Source organism: Paenibacillus taihuensis (assembly GCF_003386535.1).
Lineage (GTDB): Bacteria > Bacillota > Bacilli > Paenibacillales > Paenibacillaceae > Paenibacillus_Z > Paenibacillus_Z taihuensis.
The window spans coordinates 38,773-58,803 of the sequence record NZ_QTTN01000004.1; the positions used below are offsets into that span (position 1 = coordinate 38,773).

20 protein-coding genes and 3 pseudogenes are annotated in these 20,031 nt (G+C 45.2%); 8 read left to right on the forward strand and 15 right to left on the reverse strand.

Going from position 1 to position 20,031, the window contains the following annotated elements:
* Positions 1-44: 44 nt before the first annotated feature.
* Positions 45-407, reverse strand: a complete 363-nt coding sequence (locus A8990_RS04780) for a response regulator (protein ID WP_116187886.1) — start codon at positions 405-407, stop codon at positions 45-47.
* A gap of 25 nt (positions 408-432) precedes the next feature.
* The gene (locus A8990_RS04785; RefSeq protein WP_116187887.1) at positions 433-897 is read right to left on the reverse strand and encodes a chemotaxis protein CheX; all 465 of its coding nucleotides are present in this window, start codon (positions 895-897) and stop codon (positions 433-435) included.
* Positions 898-1,321: 424 nt separating this feature from the next.
* Here A8990_RS04785 and A8990_RS31380 point away from each other — a divergent pair, with 424 nt between their 5' ends.
* Positions 1,322-1,465 carry a hypothetical protein gene (locus A8990_RS31380; RefSeq protein WP_181909396.1) on the forward strand — a complete coding sequence of 48 codons (144 nt, stop codon included), beginning with the start codon at positions 1,322-1,324 and terminating at the stop codon, positions 1,463-1,465.
* Positions 1,466-1,500: 35 nt separating this feature from the next.
* On the opposite strand, the gene A8990_RS04790 is transcribed toward A8990_RS31380, so the two are convergent.
* The 3 genes from A8990_RS04790 to A8990_RS04800 form a co-directional block, all read right to left on the reverse strand.
* On the reverse strand, positions 1,501-1,992 hold the full coding sequence (locus tag A8990_RS04790; RefSeq protein ID WP_116187888.1) for an HD domain-containing phosphohydrolase: 492 nt from the start codon (positions 1,990-1,992) through the stop codon (positions 1,501-1,503).
* Between the two features lie 115 nt (positions 1,993-2,107).
* A complete protein-coding gene (locus A8990_RS04795; protein WP_116187889.1) occupies positions 2,108-2,866 on the reverse strand; it encodes a methyl-accepting chemotaxis protein in 759 nt (252 codons plus the stop codon).
* 9 nt (positions 2,867-2,875) lie between these two features.
* On the reverse strand, positions 2,876-3,196 hold the full coding sequence (locus A8990_RS04800) for a HAMP domain-containing protein (protein ID WP_181909398.1): 321 nt from the start codon (positions 3,194-3,196) through the stop codon (positions 2,876-2,878).
* A 169-nt stretch (positions 3,197-3,365) separates the two neighbouring features.
* Between A8990_RS04800 and A8990_RS04805 the strand changes: the two are divergent.
* Positions 3,366-4,716: pseudogene (locus tag A8990_RS04805) on the forward strand (IS4 family transposase).
* Positions 4,717-5,386: 670 nt separating this feature from the next.
* Here A8990_RS04805 and A8990_RS04810 read toward each other — a convergent pair.
* The 6 genes and pseudogenes from A8990_RS04810 to A8990_RS04830 all read right to left on the reverse strand — a co-directional run.
* Positions 5,387-5,713, reverse strand: coding sequence for a hypothetical protein (locus tag A8990_RS04810; protein WP_116187891.1), 327 nt, complete (start codon positions 5,711-5,713; stop codon positions 5,387-5,389).
* A 143-nt stretch (positions 5,714-5,856) separates the two neighbouring features.
* On the reverse strand, positions 5,857-7,362 hold the full coding sequence (locus A8990_RS04815) for a helix-turn-helix domain-containing protein (protein WP_116187892.1): 1,506 nt from the start codon (positions 7,360-7,362) through the stop codon (positions 5,857-5,859).
* 189 nt (positions 7,363-7,551) lie between these two features.
* Complete coding sequence (locus tag A8990_RS32435) at positions 7,552-7,683, reverse strand: N-6 DNA methylase (RefSeq protein WP_281272480.1); 132 nt, start codon at positions 7,681-7,683, stop codon at positions 7,552-7,554.
* A gap of 516 nt (positions 7,684-8,199) precedes the next feature.
* Positions 8,200-8,364 carry a hypothetical protein gene (locus tag A8990_RS31385; protein WP_181909399.1) on the reverse strand — a complete coding sequence of 55 codons (165 nt, stop codon included), beginning with the start codon at positions 8,362-8,364 and terminating at the stop codon, positions 8,200-8,202.
* A gap of 102 nt (positions 8,365-8,466) precedes the next feature.
* On the reverse strand, positions 8,467-9,672 hold the full coding sequence (locus tag A8990_RS04825; protein WP_116187893.1) for an MFS transporter: 1,206 nt from the start codon (positions 9,670-9,672) through the stop codon (positions 8,467-8,469).
* 583 nt (positions 9,673-10,255) lie between these two features.
* Positions 10,256-10,612: pseudogene (locus A8990_RS04830) on the reverse strand (glycosyltransferase family 4 protein); the annotation flags it as partial.
* A gap of 15 nt (positions 10,613-10,627) precedes the next feature.
* On the opposite strand from A8990_RS04830, the gene A8990_RS31390 reads away from it, so the two are divergent.
* From A8990_RS31390 to A8990_RS32665, 3 genes and pseudogenes are all read left to right on the forward strand, one after another.
* Entirely contained in the window at positions 10,628-10,789 is a 162-nt protein-coding gene (locus A8990_RS31390; RefSeq protein ID WP_181909400.1) for a hypothetical protein, read from the forward strand.
* 56 nt (positions 10,790-10,845) lie between these two features.
* A pseudogene (locus A8990_RS04835) lies at positions 10,846-11,097 on the forward strand (transposase); the annotation flags it as partial.
* Between the two features lie 360 nt (positions 11,098-11,457).
* Positions 11,458-11,859 carry an HD-GYP domain-containing protein gene (locus tag A8990_RS32665; protein ID WP_425463879.1) on the forward strand — a complete coding sequence of 134 codons (402 nt, stop codon included), beginning with the start codon at positions 11,458-11,460 and terminating at the stop codon, positions 11,857-11,859.
* 130 nt (positions 11,860-11,989) lie between these two features.
* Here the strand turns inward: A8990_RS32665 and A8990_RS04840 are convergent, their stop codons facing one another.
* Together A8990_RS04840 and A8990_RS04845 are read right to left on the reverse strand one after the other, a co-directional pair.
* Positions 11,990-12,718 carry a PHP domain-containing protein gene (locus tag A8990_RS04840; protein ID WP_116187895.1) on the reverse strand — a complete coding sequence of 243 codons (729 nt, stop codon included), beginning with the start codon at positions 12,716-12,718 and terminating at the stop codon, positions 11,990-11,992.
* Entirely contained in the window at positions 12,690-13,763 is a 1,074-nt protein-coding gene (locus A8990_RS04845) for an ATP-grasp domain-containing protein (protein WP_116187896.1), read from the reverse strand. The genes A8990_RS04840 and A8990_RS04845 overlap by 29 nt, the downstream gene beginning before the upstream one ends.
* Before the next feature lie 170 nt (positions 13,764-13,933).
* On the opposite strand from A8990_RS04845, the gene A8990_RS04850 reads away from it, so the two are divergent.
* From A8990_RS04850 to A8990_RS04860, 3 genes are all read left to right on the forward strand, one after another.
* Complete coding sequence (locus A8990_RS04850) at positions 13,934-14,662, forward strand: glycosyltransferase family 2 protein (protein ID WP_181909401.1); 729 nt, start codon at positions 13,934-13,936, stop codon at positions 14,660-14,662.
* Positions 14,663-14,883: 221 nt separating this feature from the next.
* Positions 14,884-15,585 carry a PIG-L deacetylase family protein gene (locus A8990_RS04855; RefSeq protein WP_181909402.1) on the forward strand — a complete coding sequence of 234 codons (702 nt, stop codon included), beginning with the start codon at positions 14,884-14,886 and terminating at the stop codon, positions 15,583-15,585.
* 62 nt (positions 15,586-15,647) lie between these two features.
* Positions 15,648-16,367, forward strand: a complete 720-nt coding sequence (locus A8990_RS04860) for a glycosyltransferase family 2 protein (RefSeq protein WP_116187899.1) — start codon at positions 15,648-15,650, stop codon at positions 16,365-16,367.
* A 544-nt stretch (positions 16,368-16,911) separates the two neighbouring features.
* Here A8990_RS04860 and A8990_RS04865 read toward each other — a convergent pair.
* Together A8990_RS04865 and A8990_RS04870 are read right to left on the reverse strand one after the other, a co-directional pair.
* Positions 16,912-17,430 (reverse strand): cupredoxin domain-containing protein, encoded by a 519-nt coding sequence (locus A8990_RS04865; protein ID WP_116187900.1) that lies wholly within the window; start codon positions 17,428-17,430, stop codon positions 16,912-16,914.
* Positions 17,431-17,720: 290 nt separating this feature from the next.
* Positions 17,721-19,796 carry a catalase gene (locus A8990_RS04870; protein ID WP_116187901.1) on the reverse strand — a complete coding sequence of 692 codons (2,076 nt, stop codon included), beginning with the start codon at positions 19,794-19,796 and terminating at the stop codon, positions 17,721-17,723.
* Positions 19,797-20,031 lie beyond the last annotated feature (235 nt).

Sequence of the window (20,031 nt, forward strand, 5' to 3'; positions counted from 1 at the left end):
AAAATGCTCAAATATATAGCTGGCTCTACCTGGGATAATTTTCTTTAAACCAAGAGCAACTTTCTGACAGCTTCTAACACCCGATCTTTTTGAAAGGGCTTCACAACAAAGTCCAACGCCCCTGCTGTAATTGCATCCAAAACCATAGCTTGCTGCCCCATAGCTGAGCACATAATCACTTTAATCTCTGAGTTCAATTGCTTTAAGGCCTTGACTGCTGCTATTCCATCCATCTCCGGCATCGTAATATCCATTGTAACGAGATCAGGATTGCAAGATTTATAAACGGAGATAGCTTCTACTCCATCAGCTGCTTCACCTATCACTTCATGTCCTCCCTCCGTTAAAATTTCTTTTATCATCTTCCTCATAAAGGCCGCGTCATCAACAACCATAATTTTTGCCATTCAAGACACTTCCCTTTCTGTTTTATTAGGTTGTTTCCACTTCATTTAACTGCATGTATACATGAATTTTGCCTATCTCTGTTGTCATTGTAACAACCGTGTAATTGTTATTGGAATGATACGTAACGTCCCCCTCATGAATAAGAGGGTGAGTAATGTTAACTTGAATTCCGTGTGATGCTAATTCAGTAGCAATTCCACTAACAAACCAGTTTCCAAACTCTTGAAATGCACTCCAACACATTTCATCAAGTTGTTGGATTTCATAGCCCCCCATCATACGACTAACCAATTCCTTAACAGAGGTTGTACTCATCGTGCAAATATACTGTCCTTCCATCTGCCCAATAATTTGGAGAGCTACTCCAACACCACTACTCTCGATGCTATTAGCCCCTTGCTGCAACTCCAGAGTCTCAACATTCAATCCAAGGTACCCAGATAATACATTCTGTCCAACCTTTGATATTACGTCATATTCATTAAGCATCTCGTTCTCCCTGAATTAAGTATTAGTTTCTCTGATCAATCTTCCTTGAGTGCTGTAAATTTCGGATATTCGCACGTCAGAAATACTGCTTTTCGCATGGTACGATTTGCATCGCAAGGACCGTAACACCCGGGATCGGCATAAGCGAGGAAAACAATCCCTGTTGGAGTTCCATTATAGGGGGAGGCTCTTACCGTGTTCTAACAACATAACATGTATCGCTTACTAAACCATTTCAAGCTAGAGTGTCAAAGTTCCGCTCTGCTAAGGGCAGGATGAACGTATAAAGCATCCATAAGAAATTTCAGCGACACAACCGTTCGTTAATTCAAGTTTGAGTCATTAACATGCCCGTCCTGCTCCGCATGAATAGTGGCAACACTGCTGCTACTATCATCAACTCGCAAAGTGTGAAGAACGCAGCATGGAGGATTACACCGAGGATACCTTCATTCTGAACGTTTCATCAAACCTGTTAAGCTGGTCTACCACGTACTTAAACGGACTGCTCAATGTGACGGTCAGCAGTCCGTTCGAGCCGGTGATTGAGTCAAATCTGTTCTGGTAGCGTATTGCCTAACATGCTCAAAATGTTAGTTCGTTTCAACACATCAAACTAACAAAAGCGCTGACTGCTGGCCCCCAGAATTGTGCCCCAACCTCTCTAACTAAAATATTCATTGCTTGTTTCTGGGACATGGCCTGCCTATAAGAACGATTAGTTGTCATCGCGTCGAATGCATCCGCAACCGACATAATCATTGCCCAAGTCGGGATTTGTGCTACCGAAAGACCTCTCGGATAGCCCTTTCCATCAGGTCGTTCATGATGGTACAACACAATCTCAAAAACTTTTTCTTTCTCATTATCATTAGCCAGCGGGAGATACTGGTATACCCCTTCAAGTAATGCCTCACCAATAACAGGGTGCTGCTTCATAAGGCAAAATTCTATTTCGGTCAATGCGCCATCCTTACTTAAGATGTAATCTGGGATGCCCAGTTTGCCAATATCATGAAGCAGTCCCCCAAGGTGGATTAATTGCAAGTCCCGAGGGGGGGGGGACCAAGCTCTTGAGCAATACTTACAGCATATTTCGCGACTCGTTCGCTATGCCCCGCAGTATAGGAGTCCCTTTTTTCTAGCAAAGAAACGAGGTCGACCAATAACTGATTATTCAACATGATCAATTGGTCTCAGTCCTTTATGTTTACGAAACCTTGAATTGGGAAGTAAGCTGTTGAAGCTCTTGCATTGTTTCACTTAATTGCTGTGCAGAAGCAGCAATTTCGATCATGGAGGCTTGCTGTTGCTGACTTGCCGCCGCTACGTTCTGAGAATTCCCTGATGCTTCTTCGGCAATGCTCGAGAATTGTTCAACGGTAGCTGTGACTTCTTCAGACCCTGCAGACATTTGTTCTGTTGATGAAGATATATCTTGAATCTGAACAACCATCGACTGAATATCATTCAATATCGATACAAAGTTTTCACCAGCCAGATTAACATACGTTGTCCCTTTGTGAACCGTTTCTGATCCTGCCTGCATAGACCTGACAGCCATCCCGGTTAGATCCAGAATCTCCTTAATTAAACTATGAATTTCATCCGCCGAGGTTCTGCTATGTTCCGCCAATTTGCGAATCTCTTGCGACACTACGGAAAAACCGCGACCGTGTTCCCCTGCTCTTGCTGCTTCTATGGCTGCGTTCAAGGATAACAGGTTTGTTTGGTTGCTGATCTCCTGAATGATGGTAATAATTCTGCCAATTTCAGACGTGCGTTGGCTCAGTTTCTCTACTACCTCTACCGTTTCCAGTACCACTTGATTTACTTCTGCCATTTCCGAAACAGCTTGCTGGATGACTTCATTTCCATGTTCGGCTTTATTAGAGGTTTGTTGCGACACGTCCCAGGCATTCGTACACGATTCTGCAACTTTCTGGATTCCTGATGACAGTTCTTCCATGGTTCGCGCCTACTCCTTGGAGCTTACCGTTTGTGTTTCAGCCCCCACTGCAACTCCTTGAATCATCGAAGAAATCTCATCGGATGCTTGACTGGATTGCTTCGCGCTTGCCAAAAAGTATTCGGATGTTAATGACGCGGTTTGCGCATGTTCCTTCACCTTTGTCAGCATTGCTCGGAGCAACGACGATGTGTGATTAAGGTTATTCATCATTTGCCCGAATTCGTCTTTATTTGAGATTTTTATCTCATGCGTTAAATCGCCTTTCGCCAAAAATGTGGACATCTGATTTACTTTTCCAATTTGATCGGTAACACTTCGAGAAAACAATAAAATTAAAATAAATAACTCGACTTTCGCAGCTAAGAATTAACGTGAACTCCTTGCGGCTGTAAGAATTAAACGAATCTTTCTACTTCTCCTGACAAAAAAACACCTTCTTTGTTTGGTATCATGGATGTGTCGAGCAACCATGCAAACAAAGAGAGGTGTGTAACTTATGCTACACCATCGTTCCCTATCTGACCAGTCTCGTTTTTCATCTGTATTTACTTGCCTAAAAATCGGTAAGCTCCTTCGTGAAGCCGGAATTCGTAAGTCTTTTGGGCTTCCTGCACTGGCTGTTTCCAGTTACTGTTCTCGCTTGTTTTTGAAGGGAAGAACTGGTTTCGCTTGCTGCAGAGCAACCGCGGCGGTTCACTGCCAGGCAAGGATGTGCTCCACCGCTTTTTGAATCATCCTGGCTTTGCGTGGCGGACCTTTCTTCATTCGCTCAGTTTGACGGTGGTTCGGCAGTTTTCATCGCTGACATCAGCCAAGCGCGTGAAGGTCTTTATTCTGGACGACTCTACCCTCCAGCGCAATCGCAGTAAAAAGGCAGAGCTGCTTGCCAAAGTTTTTGACCATACGACAGGCCGATTTGCCAAGGGCTACACGATGCTAACACTTGGCTGGTCGGACGGATTCAGCTTTGCCCCGATCGATTTTGTTATGCTTTCGTCAGCTAAACTCGTGAACCGGCTAACGGAAATAACCACAACGATTACAAAGCGTTGTCATGGGTACAAGCGACGCATTGAGGCGCTTACTCGTAAGCCAGAGGCCGCCCTCAGCTTGATTCAGCGCGCTCTGCGAGCAGGCTTCCATGCGGATTACGTACTCATGGACAGCTGGTTTACGCAAATGCCGCTTATTCGTGGACTCTTGGCTGAAGGACTAAACACGATTGGGATGGTAAAGGAAATGAAGCAGCGCTACCTGTACCAGGGACAGCGTCTGACGCTGAGTGAGCTGTATAGAGTCCTGCCTAGAAACAAGCAATCTTCCATCCGGAGTGCTGTCCACGTCAGCACATCATGCGGCATTCCAGTTCAACTCGTCTTTGTTCAGAACCGTAACAAACGCCGCGAATGGCTCACGATTCTTTGCACGGATCTAGCGTTAGAACCGAGCGAGGTCGTACGTATTTATGGCATGCGATGGAGCATTGAGACGTTCTTAAGGTGACCAAAAGTTATCTGAAACTGGGAACTGAATTTCAAGGTCGTTCCTTTGACATGCTGATTAGCCATACGACCGTCGTGTTTAGCCGTTATCTCGTCATGGAATTTGAGCGACGACAAGCAGGAGATACGCGTACGCTCGGTGGGATATTTTTCTTATATGCGGATGAAGTTCGTGACTTGGACTATCAGACTGCTCTTCAACAACTCATGTCGCTATTCTTGGATTTGGCTCGTGCAAAGAACAAAAGAAAGAAACAAACGGTTTTGTGTCAACTCCGCGAATGGATGGCCGATTTGCCCTTGTACATCAAGGGGTTATTCGGTAATTTGAGCTGCGAAAGTTGAGTTATTGATCTTCCACATTCCTATTACTCTCCTCTAATTATCGCTACGATCGCGGCAATAATGATCACCATCGGTGTGTAACAGACAAGCAAACCTCAATCGTTGTGTGTTCCTTCTTCTTAATTCTTTATCATCCTCCAAAGTGGTCGATTATTACTAATACGATCCCGACTACGATAATTACAAGTGGAATCGCCATTATGAAGCATCCAATGCTGTTAATCCAAAGTTGAGCGGATCGGTTACGCTGTACGCGGCTACGGTATTCTTCTTGCGTTTCACCGCCCCATTGGTTTGGTATTACCATCATCCCCCAAGTGGTTATGTAGAAAACCATATCGCATACACTAATATGCTGACTATCGTTATAGGCCAAAGCGCAATCGCTAAATAAAGCAGAATGAACGAGGAAAACCAGATAGCCGCAAAGATGTTGCCGCATATTTCTTCGAAGCTTAACAGTGTTGGTGGCTCCGGCGGTACATTCGATGGTGCTTCAATGTAAATCCGTTCCGTTAAGCCGCCAAACTGTACCTAGCGTGATTAACACTTAATTCAGAAGAAGGCTTAGGTCTTTGTCTTTGCATTATCAACCGCCTAATATAACTGCTATTCCTGGATAGGTTCCGGTAATGAGGAGCTATTAATATCAATAAGAGATGACAACAAATTACTTTTTCGGTTTGAACTTGGCACTATATGCCTTGGCATCCTCATCGTCAATCAGCCAACCAAATCTCTGGAAAAATTCGAGTTTGCGCTCGTCGGTATCATAGTGATCCTCAATTCGTTTTCCCGGTACACGCTCGTTTTCCTTCCCATTGAAGAAACGGCTTGATTCGCCCTCCCTGTAGGAGACTGGCTCACCGTCTTTGATGTACTTGCCACAGTAAACATTCTTATAGCCGCGGTAGACTTTTTCTTCTCCGACCATGCCGTCCAGAATTCCGCCAGCTAGCTTTGCAAGTAACCCTTTTTCTTCGTTAGTCTTTCTCATGATTATACCCCTCTCTAATGTTAAACACGTACCAGTGTATTTTCGGTAACTCTTGTGTTTTGTTTACACTCGTATTATACTCCTTCAAAAATTTACAAACACAAAAACGGGACTATAGTAGTCCCGTTTAGAAATTATGATATTTATTGTAATACGGCTTCAATGCTGCCTTTTTTTCTTAATACACAACATATCTCAGCTGTATCCTTATACCCCAGTTCAAAAGCACGTCTTAAATCCGAAAGAGTAACAGTAACTTTCTGGCCGTCAGAATCTATTATGTCGGCGGACTCTAATTCAGCTGTCATGAAATCTCCACACTCATCATCGAGTTTGCACTGAAATTCCTTTTCCAGCCCATAATAAGCACACACTCTATCCTGGTCATCCCAAATGCGCTCAAGGTTACGTACGAATACAGTCCGGGCTCTCAATTGTTCAAGATATTTATCTATAACGAGCTGCATCTTCTTGTATGCAATTTTCCGAAGCATTAAGACCTCTTTGCTTTCTTGAGGCAGGTCAGGGCTATAATATAATGCTTCGATTTCTTCTATGGAGTCATATGTTTTAATAAGCATCGACTCGGCATTTCCGTAGTGTTCTCTGTATTCTCCCGAAGTCAGGTATTTACTCATAAATTGGCTATTATGAGAAACCGAAAGCCGATATATGCCATCAATGTATTCCATTAAATAGTACTCATTTCTCTCCGGTATAGTATAATTGTATTTCTCGAAATATACATGGATCGAGTCATGCAAAATGTCAGCATTGATTCTTTCATAATAGTTGCGAGTATCGTTGAGATATTCTTCCATATGACGCTGTTCGCTTTTTGCCATGCTTTGCAGTTCCAAAAAGCAATCCCTAAACACATCGGTCTCGTCAATCGACTTAAACGAGCGAAACGGCGTTTCAGGTGCATCAGGCCAAGGCAAAATTTCAAGAAAATAATTTCCATCCGGCTCAGCAGTGAGTTTGTACTGTTTTTTATTTTGGGTATCATCTAACCACATTGTGGCGATACATCTATATCTGTGAAAATCATATGCTGTTGAAAGTGATTCGTATGGGTCTCCATAAAACATATCGTTGACTGAAGTTCTAACATTTTTCTTTTTTACTTCATACGGGAAAGCCTTTTGATATACCAAGCAAGTTTCTTTTCCTTTCCGAGCTCTGGATTTAACTATATCAAGAGACTGAAAACCATATCGTTGCAGCCTATCATTCATGGCGCTCACACTAATCTCTATATCAAAATCACTGTTTAAAACCTGAATTATCAATTTGTCTCGCGGGCTATCTTCATCCAGTTTGGGCATAAACTGATAAATTCGGAGAGCCTCATTGGTATCTTCAACATCTAATTGTAAAGCCGCACATATGGCAATAATGCAGTCTCTTGATTGATTGGGCTTCTGCTTATTTATTATCTTACGGAACATTTCTGGTGGAACCCCAACACGGCCAGCTAATTCCTTTGTAGACAATCCGGGCTTGCCTTTACTGTTATTTTCCAACTTTCTTTTGTTCTTTATAAAATGGGCAAAAATTTCCTCGCCGAAAGAAATGATCTCCTCATGCTCATGCAACACGATTTCGTTCTCTTGAGCAGATTGCATTTCGTAATTATATGTTTTCATCGAATAACACCTCCGTAGGTTTGATGAAAGTATTATAAACCATAAGTATACCACTTTTTTGCATAATGGGACCATATTAGTCCCGATAAAAAGAAGGCAAAAAACAACCAGGAGATCACGGCGTGCTTCCCCGCAAGAGTGTCACTTACCCTGCATGCGGCAGCGACCTGTGGTAATCAATAAATTGTATCAATCTCTTAATGATATATCGCAGATCAGGTCGTTCGGCGTCGGCGCCAGCAGTCGAACCATCAGTTCGCGGATATGCTTCGGCGTGCGGAACTTCCCGGTTGAACCGCCGTCAGCAGCTAAAGTTGCCATCGCAGCAAAACCATTCCCTGTGTTTTCGCTGGAGAATTTTTTAGAAGCTACAGTCCATTGGTATTGATGCCTTTGGGAATTCAGTGCCAAACCACCGAACTTGGCGGTCATAGCTGAGCTTAAGCCTTAGTTCAGAACACCCCTGCCGGAGTCACATGCCGGCAGCCTGGCTTGATACTTCATTAATGCGATTTCCGCGGCTATTAATGAGATAATGTTCTTGTCACCCGACAGTTTTCGTCGGTCGGTCAGGAGTTCGACGAATCACATTATTATCTACCCTATCTCGGCAATTCCGGAAACTGTCAGGCTGAACGTTCTTGTCACCCGACAATTGTTATTTCTTTAGAATTCCTCTCCAAGCTTTTCGTGGGATGATGCTGCCATGCGACAGCTGTAGCTCGAATAACCGCCTAGCCGGGTTTCTTAACGCGAAAATAACCGCTGCCCTTTAGCAGGAACGACGGTTATTTTGTCGAATCGCATATTCACATATTCAATTACCGGCAAAGCGCGTTACGCGCGCGGGAAGAAATCCACGCCTCGCATATACGAGACATCAATGCTCTCGTGCAGCGGGCCATTGGGCTCCGTTTTTTCCAGAAGCGCCTTGAATTCCGGATCTTCGAATATCGCTTTGAAGTTACGCTCGCGCGCCTCCATGTCCGCATGTCCAAGCACGTAATACCCGACGCCGCTCCCCCATCCTTGTTGCTCATAATTTTATCCTCTTTCTGTCGGTCACCCTTCAAAATAAATCAATTTCGAAGTGAAATTACGCCTTCAGCCTACTCGCCGAGTCTTGGTCTCGATACCATATGCAAGAAACGTGATTGTACCGATTAAAAATACCGCAGCGAATACACCGAATATCGAAGCATAGCCGATCTTCGCCTGAACCAGGACACCGACGAGGTACGGAGCGGCTACGCTGCCGAGCCGGCCGAAGCCAGCCGCAAAACCGGATCCCGCAGCCCGGATTGCTGTCGGATAATTTTCGGGGGTGTACGCGTACAGCGCACCCCATGCGCCTAAATTCGAAAAGGAGAGCAGCGCACCCGTGAGCAGTAAAGTCCCCGTGCTTTGGCTAAACCCGAATCCTAGCGTCATCGCGCCGGAAAGAAATAAGAACGTGGAGAGCGTTGCCTTACGGCCCCATTTCTCCACGAGATAGGAGGCGGTGAAATAACCGGGCAGTTGGGCTAGCGTCATTAGCAGTACGTAGCGGAAGCTTTGAATCATCGTAAAACCCTTGTCGACCAATACGGAAGGCAACCACAGGAACATACCATAATATGAGAATGCAATGGCGAACCAGACTGCCCAAAGAGCTATCGTTTCCCGTTTATAGGATGTGAACAGCTCGCGGATTCGGATGCGCCTCTGCTGCTTCATCCGGAACTGGGGCGACTCCTTCACCTCACGGCGAATCAAAAGAGCGAGCAGGATCGGCAGCACGCCAACGGCAACAGCGATGCGCCAACCGTACGACGGAATTACAAAATAGGCAAGGAAGGCGGCCAAAAGCCAGCCGAAGGCCCAGAAACTTTCCAGTAGGACGACCATCCGACCTTTAGTTTCGGGTGCAGCATATTCGCTAACGAGGGTAGAGGCTACTGGCAGTTCTGCCCCAAGTCCACCCCCCATTAAAAACCGGATCAGCAGCATGAGGCTGAATCCAGTTGCGAAGGAGCTGATGAAGCTAAAAGCACCGAACGCAACCAATGTGAACAAAAAAACTGGACGTCGACCGAAGCGGTCGGCGAGATATCCGCCCAATACCGCTCCGATGGCCATACCTACCAAATTTACCGTTCCAAGCAAGCCCGCCTCCTGTGCAGTCAGCCCCCATTCTTTTCGAAGCGCAACTAAGATGAAGGACAGGAGGCCGACGTCCATGGCATCGAACATCCATCCGAAACCGGCAGCCCAAAATACTTTGCGCAGTTCGCTTTTAAAGCCAGTACCTGCGATGTTTATTGAGGTCATAGGAGTACTCCTTTGTGAAACTTAGTAAAGAATAGGCATTTTAAAGGTTGTATATTGAGTGTACCTAATCAAGCGTTCACTTATCCGAATACTTCACTTATGTGCCTTAAATCTCCCCGCAATCTTTTGTAGTAGCTAGTTTCTCAGTTGTAAGGGAGTTCACCCGCGTCCCGGGGAAAAAACTTACTTCCACTCAGCCACTCTGTGAAATTTTCAAGCCTACGTCGATTTGGTGTTGAGGCCAGATGATCGTGCTGACATGCCCCAGTGATTCCCCACTTCCCTGCATTCTGTCGGGAATGAGATCAAGTTCTTGTCAATTTCGGTAATGGGATCAAGTTCTTGTCATTTGGTTTTGACAAAAACTTGATCCCATAAATACAAAAAGCCGGGATTTTCGCGGCCATTAATGAGATAATGTTCTTGTCACCCGACAGTTTTCAATTAATAACTGGGGACTGTTAACTTTCCTTCACAATCGTGCGACAAGAACTTCTATACAATAAATAAAAAAGCCGCACTTTATGCGACTTTCGTTGTATATATGTTCTTGTCGTCCGACAATAATTGCCCACCCATCCCATTACAAGCATTGTATCTCTTCCTTATCGTCATCCTTTTCATACTTTAGATTTTTTTTATAGGTCTCCATCAGATTCATAGCGGTAATCTTCCAACTGAACTGATTTTTCACATCCTCTCTGGCTTGTCTTGAAAGCCGTCTGTACAGTTCGGGATCTCTCGCGAGATTGACAATATGTGCGGCGAATGCGGCAGGATTACCGTATTCTTGAACCAATAGCCCGTTACGCCCATGCTGAACAATTTCCGGTATTCCTCCAATACGGGAAGCAATGACGGGGATTCCGCTCGCCATCGCTTCAACATTGACTAATCCGAATGCTTCGTGCTTTTGCGAGGGGCATATCAAACAATCCCCGGAACGATAGAACTAATGACAACCTCTTCCTACAACTTCGCTGCATACCGCCGGGCGAACCGTAAATCACACACATGGCAGGTAACCGAGCAGCGGCTGCTCGCTTCTAAAGGCGCCTTGATCATTCGGACCGTGGATTATAAGCCTTACGTGGATCGGTCGCTCGACGTTCTTTAAGCCCCATCGTCACGAGGGCAAAAATAAACCGGCTGAAATGGCTTCAGCCGTTTTTTTTTCTGGATGGCTTGAAGACCGTCTACAATGCAGTCGACCATGACTTAGCGCTTGCTGCATTCGATGCAATGAAAGCCAAGTGGACGAAACTGTACCCAAAAGAAATTAAGTCTTGGGAAGAGCAGCTATCGACATTGCTAACGTTCTACAAGTATCCTGCTGCAATAAAAGGTGCTATTTACACGTCCAATCCCATCGAGCGAATGAACAAAGAGATTCGGAAACGACTAAAGCCGATGAACAGCCTAACAAGAAAAGTATCCTCAAGGACCCGAAATTAAAGTGATGGATTAACTTTCCTTGTTCAGACTTAGTGGAGCAGGGGCGTCCCGCCCCTGCTCCACTAAGTCTGAACATTCTGAAACTAACTAAACCAGCTCTTCCTCCTGATGAAGGTCTTCCTCTTTACACAAACTTCTTGACGCTACCTGATCGTTCAATGGATTTGGAGAATAAAGCGTCAGGTATTCGATATGGAGACTCTTCGCATTATGGGGGTCTCTTTAGTCATGAGACGCTAAATAAAATCCATCCCCTGTTAAGGGTTATTGAGGATTCAGATCCCTATACATGGACACACTCGGTAAACGTCGCAAATTACGCATATACGCTTGCGGATTTGCTGGATCACAGTAGTCAGTCTAAGAGGCGAAGATATCTCTTTAGCTGGCAGGATCGTAGCGGTGGCAGATTGTTTCGATGCAATGACCTCCCATCGTGTATATCGGAATGCGAAAGATAAGCAAGAGGCGGCGGAAGAAATATTAAAGAACGCAGGAAAACAATTCGACCCCCACATTGCGAAAATGTTTGTGGATTTCCCCTTATCTGGAGAGCCTCTACTCCCTGTTCCAACTCAACTACATTACATCAATCTACCTAAAAAACAAAGTCCTCTTAGCCACCGGGAGCGTCCTTTTTTTTCTTATTTTACTTCGATAAGCTTCCCTTCTTCTGCGAATTATTGCAGGTGGTTTAATATGGGGACTCACTTTTCTTATTTTCCGGGATGAATGCAAAGAACTGAACTGATTTGATTTGATTGCATCCAACCGGAGTAACGCCTTCTGTCAAGCCAAACTTTTTCGCAGTATTCGGTAGGGGGTCAGTCCCAAGCCGATGGCGGTCTTTTTTTTGGATTACTCATTTTTGAGATGCTTTTTTATTACGAATATACCGCTCGATGTCTATCGTTTGAAACCCCCGGTTGGAAAGTTCCTTAACGAACACACTATTTTTGACCATGTCTGCGACTGAGTGGCTGTCGGAAGAGACAAGCGTTGGAATACCCTGCTCCGCTGCTACTCGAATGATCGGCTCGTCGAGAGAATTGTACCGAACGTTTATCTCAAGGATTTTGCCAGAGACTCCGATAAGATCAACGAGTTCTTTAATCGGGAGCTGACGGCTCTCAATGCCGAATTCTTTGAGTTCAGATAAGGGATGGGCTATGATGTCTACCTGCGGGTTATCCAGCATTCGGCAGAAGGATTCGAACCAATGCTCCACAATCACGTTTCTGGAAATGTGGGCATCGTTGGTTTTGGAGTAAAATCCTTGGGGCCTCGGTATGCGGTGAAATGAACCGAGGACAAGATCCACGAGCGGGAGGAATGACACGTTGGCGTCGATATCCCCGTCCAAGGTTAACACTTTGGCTTCGATGCCTGAATAGACTCGGATTAAACCGCGGAAGTTGGTCTTTAGCTGTTCCAGATGTTCTGCATAGTCCGGGACCCAAGCGCTTGTCCTCCAAACATGGTCAGTGACCGCAACTCCCTCGTACCCCAGTTCGATAGCAGTTTGAATCATTTCTTCAGGGGTATTTTTCCCGTCAGAATAGCTAGAGTGTGTATGAAGATCCATCAGCATGATAGAAAACCTCCTTCCAATGCCGAACCATCCGGGTTCCCCATATTACTGTCGACTCCAAATGCATCGGCAGCACTCCTAAGGCCTGCTTAACCCCCAGAACCGGCAGATTGATCCCCGCCGCCGTACAATGAACAATCGTGCCCTGCATTCTAGGGTTGATCTCCACGATTTTAGGCTGACGAGACCGGTCTCTTCTAATTTGAATTCCAATATTACCCTGTAACCCCAGACGCTCTACCACCTCGACTGCATAGTCGATAATATCTTGATCTTTACGAATAAGACTTTTGGTCGAAATCCCGCCTATGGTCGCTTCTCGAAGACGGGGGACAGCAATCATGGCTTTCCCATTTTCCGCTAACACATCCACGCTGTACTCCTCATGAGGCAAATATTCCATTACGAGCACTTCCGGAAATTCCTTTCTACCTTGAATAACGCGAAGGAGCTCGGAATGGCTGACATAAACAGACGTTGGCTTGTGTCGAAACAGCAGCTCAAAGCGGTCAATATGGTCATCCAAGATGTGGAATCCTCGGCTTCCGTCAGAGATCGTTGGCTTAAAACAGACCGGTTGTTCTGGATACCCAAGCGCCGTTAGAGCCTTTTCAAACTGCTCGGCCGATGAGGTTACTTGAAACGCGGGGACGGCGATTCCCATCTTCTGCAGTTCGTTGTATAGCATTCCTTTATTAATCACGTTTCGTAATACAGGGACAGCAGACAGGTTCATGTGCGTACCCATTTGACTTAATACTTCCCGATGCTCCGAAAGCTTGATTAGCTCGTCCGTGACCAGTGAGAAGAGCACATCAATTCTTTCATTCCTGCAGACTTGTTCGATAAAGGGAATGAATTGTTCGTCCGAAGCCCTCGGTCCTATATAATGCAAGTCAGCCATGTGGAACCCGGTCGAGAGCGGATTGCAATCAACGCCGACAATGTGGAACTTATACTCCTCGCTATTCCTCAGCGATTGAATTACACCCGGGGCCGCGGGAGACCCGGCACCGGTTAAGAGAATACGGACGATTGGTTTCATCTATCTCACACCCCCTTATTCTTTTTAACATCAATATAGTCGCTATCGGGATAAGTTGTTTCGGACAAGCACCTAGAAATGCCGCAAAATAGGCTGCAGCATAGGAATCCGTCAACCCCTAGCCATAGAATGTATTTCGAATGACAATAAACCATCAACGAGGTGCCGGCATGACCAAACTAAGGAAAAATCAAATGACTGCTGCGGGTATTACCGTAATCACGAGCACCAATAAACCGCAATTTTTGACGCATATGTTTTGGAATTACCGGAGACAAGTTTGGCCGAATAAAGAGTGGATCATTGTATTGAATATGGATAACGTCAATATTAAACGATTTCAAGCCATGGCATCCAAATTCAAAAATATCCGCGTGTTTCAGCTGCCCAGTCGCCGGTCGTTAGGACAATGCTTAAACTTTGCTTCCGCACGAGCCAAGCATTCCTATATCACCAGGATGGATGACGATGAGTATTATGCGCCTAATTACCTGACCGGCATTATGCGCTCTTTTCGCAATTCAAAGGCGGCTCTCGTTGGTAAACGCGCTTATTTCATCCATTTAAGCGGCAGCAAAATGCTGCTGCAGCGCTTTTATGCGCAAAATCGGTTTGTCCCCATTCTGGCAGGTGGAACGATCTCCTATAAGAAAAGCGTGTGGAACAAAGTAAAATTCGCCAACCTTTCGCTCGGAGAAGATGTGAGGTTTTGCCGGGACTGCCGGCGCAGAGGCTTCAAACTTTACGCAGGGGACAAATATAATTTCTGCGCATTGAGGCGGAAGCAGCATAACTCACATACCTGGAAAGTGAGCGACCGGGAATTTATCAATCATCCTTACACTCGCATTGTTCGAAAGAACTGCACGGCCTACAAAAAATTCGTGGTGCGCCAATGAACTCCATCATTAGCCTTCGAGTACGCTCGAAGGCTTTTTTCTGCGTCCATAATCTCCGCATCTCCGGGTCTCTTTCTTCCCTTCTCTACGATCTTTCAGACGATTCAGGCGCTGGACAAGCGACTAATTTGATAGGAAATAGGGCGCAGCATAGGAATTTTCAATTCTATTTTCATAGAGTATGTCGTATCCCTATAAAATTTGAAGGAGGTGTCATATCAATGGGCATTTTTCTCTACTCCGGTCAACGTGCACTTGTTTTAGCCCCTCACGCGGATGATGAAACGCTAGGCTGTGCCGGCGTCATACAGAAATATATAAGTCAAGGCAGTTCGGTTCGAACCGTTATAGCCTCCATTACATTAAATGACTCCAATCGCTACAGCAAGGAACAAAGTGGATACGGCATCTATAGTGGAACGAAGAGATTATCGGAATTTAAAGAAGCGATGCGCCTGCTCGGGGTGGCGGACTATCATATTCTTTACCCGGACAAGTCCGGCGAACAGTTATATGACAGCAAACTCGACCTTCTCCCCCGAGCAGAGCTGGTTGCGCATATCGAACGCCATATAGAGGAATTTCGTCCAACTGTAATGTATATCCCATCCATCACCAAACATCAGGACCACGAAGCTCTTCATCAAGCGGCAATAGCGGCGGTGCGACCTTATTTCTGGAACGGAGCCGTCTTGGTTTATGAGACAGACGGAGAACTTACATTTCAGCCGAGTCTTTATATATCGCTTACGAAAGAGGAAATGAACCTCAAAATGAGAGCATTGGAAGCTTACAAGACTCAGCTCGGATCCATGATTCACCCCGTTCATCCTGAAAGTCTCTTCCATAAAGCAAAATTTCGTGGTAATCAGACTTACGTAGAATTTGCAGAAGCATTTGAAATCATCCGTATGCACGGTTAAGTTCCACATCGCATTCTATGATGATAAGAAATAAGTCGTGCGATATTAGGAAGGAGTTCATTATGAATATGCAAACCAGCGGCCTAAGCGGGGTCTCAGTCATTACTTGCACGAATCGTCCGCTTTTCTTCAATAAACTAATCTATAATTTCAGAAGGCAACGCTACAATGTAAAGGAGCTTATCATCGTTTTAAACAAAGGCAGCATGAACCTGACAGAATATCGTCGGAGGGTCTCTCGATTTCCAAATATCAAGGTCTATAAATTGCCCGAAAAGTTTACGCTGGGCAGTTGTTTGAATTTCGGAATCAATAGAGCCAAATATCCAGTCATAGCCAAGTTTGACGATGATGATTACTATTCACCTCATTATTTACTCGAGCAGGTAAGAGCTCTGCGCCGTACCGGTGCCGGAATAGTCGGGAAAGGAGCTCATTTGAAGTTTTTCGAAGGAAGGCGCCTCCTTGTCATTACGACACCCTCTCAAAAAAATAAATTCGTGAAATATGTAGCAGGGGGTACCTTATTGTTCAGGAGGCAATTACACAAACGTATTCGTTTTGCTAGATTGACGCTCGGAGAAGATGTTAATTTTATGCGACGATGCCGAGCTATTGGATATAAACTGTTCGCCACTTCGCCTTACAATTTCGTAGGGATTAGAAGAAAAAATAAACAGAGCCATACCTGGAGAGAAAGCGACGAGAATGTGTTGAAAGGAAGTTTATTTGTTGCAAGAACAATTTATTTCCGCAAATGGGCGAATCGGCCGGTGAAATAACCAGTCCATATGCCTACTGTTAAGAGGTTGAAGGCTAATTTAATGAAATGAAGCTGATACAAGTATTAAGCTTTAAGCAGCTAGCAGATGGCTCCTGAACTTCCTCCTGGAATCATAACCGATTACCTCATACTCTCTCCCTAGATAAGCGGCATACCAAAAATGAGAATTAGCGGACTTCTTAATTTTAATTCGCACAGATCATGTAACCTCCCCACGAGTTCCCCATTGCAACAAGAACTTACTTGAGATCATTATGAATAAGCATTCCACTTAATGAATACTTATTCGCACAAAAGGCAGCTGATCATTTTCTATGACCACCTGCCTTTTGTGATTTCAATCAGCTATTTGACTATTCGCGCCTCCGCTGTTGGCAGGCTCCTCAGGTAAAACCGTATTAATTTTTGTTGGTATCAAATTAACTATTTTCAAATTATCCACCATTAATCAGGATTTGTAAAATTACACATACCAACTTAAAGGGCGTGTTCGCCATCCTCATCTCGCAGTCCCTGATTCTTCCATGCGGCAGTCTTTACTTTTATACAACAATCAATGTTCCTGTCATCTTCTTATGACCAGACCCACAAAATACGGAACAATGGTACTCGAACTTGCCTGCTTTGTCTGCAGTAAACACAGCGCTTCCGTTCCCGTTAATGGTCACTTTATAAGCTGGAATGGTAAAGCCATGACCTCCGTCATCACTTTGCAGCGTAATTTTTACTTTGTCGCCTTTTTTCACATGAATTTCTTTTTGATCATACTCGAAATCCTTTGCCATCAATTTGATCTCGACGGTTTGTTCAGCAGAAGTCAAAGATGCCGACTTTGATGGTGCTGTTGATGTCTGCTTAGTCGTAGACGTTGACGTGGCTGAACTGCTCTGGTTCACTGCAGTGCTCTGATTCTCAGCAGTGCTCTGGTTCTTTGAACTGCTTTGGTTCACTGAACTGACTTGGTTCGGTGAACTGCCTTGGTTCGCGGTAGAACCACATGCACTTAGCACGACAACGGCTGCTGTCAGGGATACAGCTAAAGATATCAGTTTCTTTTTCATGGTATCTCTCCTTTAATATCTATTTGTTATGTCCGAAGATAATAGTATCAAATAATTATTAAGATTCTTTTAAAGGACTCCCTCATTTAAATCTTCATCGATTTTTTACTAGGAACCGTTAAACCTTGTTTTACGAGTTTAGTTTCAACCACTTGCCGCGTCTGCGTGGAGCTTGTTTAAGCATATTTATGTTGTCTCAATATGAAAGTGTAAAGCAATTTGGAAACGTAAATTAGCCCACACCTATATATCAATGTGGGCTGGCTCAGATGTTATCTACTTTCCAAATGCTACTGTAGTATCCGATCCCAATGTCGATGCAGGGCGATCGATTCAATGAATGACGTAAAGAATGAAGTTTTTGTGCTGTTTTCTTCGGCAATCAAAATGCCAATCGACTGCGCCTCTTTCTCCCCCGTAGGATTTATAGCGCCTGCAGCAGTAAGGAGACGCACACCCTCGCCTACAGCCGCAATTGTCTTATAATGTTGGAACGCTTCACGAACGAATCCAGTTGATGTAACGTCGCTGAGCAGCTCGTCCACACCTTGCGCTCCGCCAGTAACATAGACAGCATCATACAACACGGATGCAGCCGATAGCAGTGATTGCTGAGGCTCAATAAGCGTACCGTCAGCTCCTTTTACTGGAGCAAGTGTTTTACTCACAATCTCCGCAGTGACTTTCGATGCGGTCAATTCTTTTAGCAATGTTTGTACCTCTTCCGCGTGATAGCCCGTTCCGAGCATCACCGCCACCTTACGTGTAGCAGCAGTCTTCGTCTTAGTCATCATGCTGAGCGCAGGAGATATGGCTGTCGGCGTAGCAGCGACGCCCCTGGTTGGAGTTACTCCGATACCTTCGGCTATCCGCTCCGCAAGATCCTCTGCCACGTGGCTGAATACATCCACCACACGCTGCCTAATTTCTTTAGAGGTCACTTTAGTTAGCTCGAACCGGAATGCGTCCACGATCTGACTTTGCTCGATAGGAGACATGCTATGCCAGAACATCGAAGCTTGGCTGAAATGATCGTCAAAGCTATTGCTTCTAGCCTTGATCTTCCTCCCTTCCACCTTCTCCTCGTAATGGCGATAACCGCCTTCACTCGGAGGTACTGGCGCAGGATCATTGTTTGCCAGGCTGTTCTTATGATAGCTCGTCTGCCCCTGGTTGATTGTCATCCGATGCATGCCGTCTCGTTGATTGTTATGTACTGGCGCGATTGGACGATTAATCGGAATTTCCGCAAAATTCGGACCTCCGAGACGAAGCAACTGCGTGTCGGTATAAGAGAATAGCCTTCCTTGTAGCAATGGATCATTCGTGAAATCGATGCCCGGCACAAGATGGCCTACATGAAATGCGACTTGTTCTGTTTCTGCGAAGAAATTATCGGTATTCCGGTTCAGAGTCATTTTCCCAACGATTCGTACCGGGACAAGCTCTTCCGGCCATAGTTTCGTCGCATCCAATATATCGAAGTCGAAGTTGAATTCATCTTCTTCTTTCATAATTTGAACGCCGAGCTCGAATTCAGGGTAGTTCCCCTGTTCGATCGCATTCCACAGATCGCGGCGGTTGAAGTCCGGGTCTTTGCCGGCTATCTTCTGAGTCTCATCCCATACCAGCGAGTGTACGCCCAGCTTCGGCTTCCAATGGAACTTGACGAAATGTGACTTGCCTTGCTCATTAATGAATCTGAACGTATGGACACCGAAACCCTCCATCATGCGAAAGCTTCGAGGAAGCGCTCGTCCTGACATCACCCACATGATCATGTGAGCAGATTCAGTGTTCGTAGCTACGAAATCCCAAAATGTATCATGTGCCGACGAAGCTTGCGGAATCTCGTTTGGCGGCTCCGGCTTAACAGCATGTATGAAGTCGGGAAACTTAACCGCATCCTGTATAAAGAAAACTGGCATATTGTTGCCGACGAGATCGTAGTTCCCTTCCTCCGTATAGAACTTAACTGCAAAACCGCGTACGTCTCGTACCGTATCGCTTGACCCCCTTGACCCTGCCACTGTGGAAAATCGAACAAACAAAGGAGTCCGTTTCGACGTATCGGTTAAAAACTTCGCCTTTGTGTACTCAACGAGCGATTCGTACAGCTCAAATTCGCCATGGGCGCCGAAGCCTCTCGCATGAACGACACGTTCAGGTATACGCTCATGATCGAAATGCGTCATTTTCTCCCGAAAGTGAAAATCCTCCATTATAGTCGGCCCGCGCGGACCAACTTTAAGGGAGTGCTCGTCATCCTCGATCCGCAATCCCTGATTCGTCGTGAGTGCCTCGCCCTTATCTGTAACGCGATAGTCAGCCAACTGCATTTGCTTCATATTTTCCTGATCATTCATAGATAGCCCCTCCACTTCAAGATTAAGTGTATTATCCTCAGTGCCATCCTAATTTATCCTTTTTCAGCAATGAGAAAGGCAAATCTTGAGAAGATTTTGGGTAAGGGTAATGCCCACGAATCATTTAAAAGTCTGCCAAGATGTAGTCCATCTCTATTCAAAGTCTACTTCTTGAAAGTCCTTATCTGTAGGTCAAGAGGAATTTAAACGCATCTAAGCTCAAAAAACGACGGCA

What these genes read in the sequence shown, in the direction of transcription:
- A8990_RS04780 (WP_116187886.1), bottom strand. Translation starts at nt 407, where the DNA reads ATGGCAAAAATTATGGTTGTTGATGACGCGGCCTTTATGAGGAAGATG.
- A8990_RS04785 (WP_116187887.1), bottom strand. Translation starts at nt 897, where the DNA reads ATGCTTAATGAATATGACGTAATATCAAAGGTTGGACAGAATGTATTA.
- A8990_RS31380 (WP_181909396.1), top strand. Translation starts at nt 1,322, where the DNA reads ATGGAGGATTACACCGAGGATACCTTCATTCTGAACGTTTCATCAAAC.
- A8990_RS04795 (WP_116187889.1), bottom strand. Translation starts at nt 2,866, where the DNA reads ATGGAAGAACTGTCATCAGGAATCCAGAAAGTTGCAGAATCGTGTACG.
- A8990_RS04810 (WP_116187891.1), bottom strand. Translation starts at nt 5,713, where the DNA reads ATGAGAAAGACTAACGAAGAAAAAGGGTTACTTGCAAAGCTAGCTGGC.
- A8990_RS04815 (WP_116187892.1), bottom strand. Translation starts at nt 7,362, where the DNA reads ATGAAAACATATAATTACGAAATGCAATCTGCTCAAGAGAACGAAATC.
- A8990_RS32435 (WP_281272480.1), bottom strand. Translation starts at nt 7,683, where the DNA reads ATGGCAACTTTAGCTGCTGACGGCGGTTCAACCGGGAAGTTCCGCACG.
- A8990_RS04825 (WP_116187893.1), bottom strand. Translation starts at nt 9,672, where the DNA reads ATGACCTCAATAAACATCGCAGGTACTGGCTTTAAAAGCGAACTGCGC.
- A8990_RS31390 (WP_181909400.1), top strand. Translation starts at nt 10,628, where the DNA reads ATGACAACCTCTTCCTACAACTTCGCTGCATACCGCCGGGCGAACCGT.
- A8990_RS04840 (WP_116187895.1), bottom strand. Translation starts at nt 12,718, where the DNA reads ATGCTGATGGATCTTCATACACACTCTAGCTATTCTGACGGGAAAAAT.
- A8990_RS04845 (WP_116187896.1), bottom strand. Translation starts at nt 13,763, where the DNA reads ATGAAACCAATCGTCCGTATTCTCTTAACCGGTGCCGGGTCTCCCGCG.
- A8990_RS04850 (WP_181909401.1), top strand. Translation starts at nt 13,934, where the DNA reads ATGACCAAACTAAGGAAAAATCAAATGACTGCTGCGGGTATTACCGTA.
- A8990_RS04855 (WP_181909402.1), top strand. Translation starts at nt 14,884, where the DNA reads ATGGGCATTTTTCTCTACTCCGGTCAACGTGCACTTGTTTTAGCCCCT.
- A8990_RS04860 (WP_116187899.1), top strand. Translation starts at nt 15,648, where the DNA reads ATGAATATGCAAACCAGCGGCCTAAGCGGGGTCTCAGTCATTACTTGC.
- A8990_RS04865 (WP_116187900.1), bottom strand. Translation starts at nt 17,430, where the DNA reads ATGAAAAAGAAACTGATATCTTTAGCTGTATCCCTGACAGCAGCCGTT.
- A8990_RS04870 (WP_116187901.1), bottom strand. Translation starts at nt 19,796, where the DNA reads ATGAATGATCAGGAAAATATGAAGCAAATGCAGTTGGCTGACTATCGC.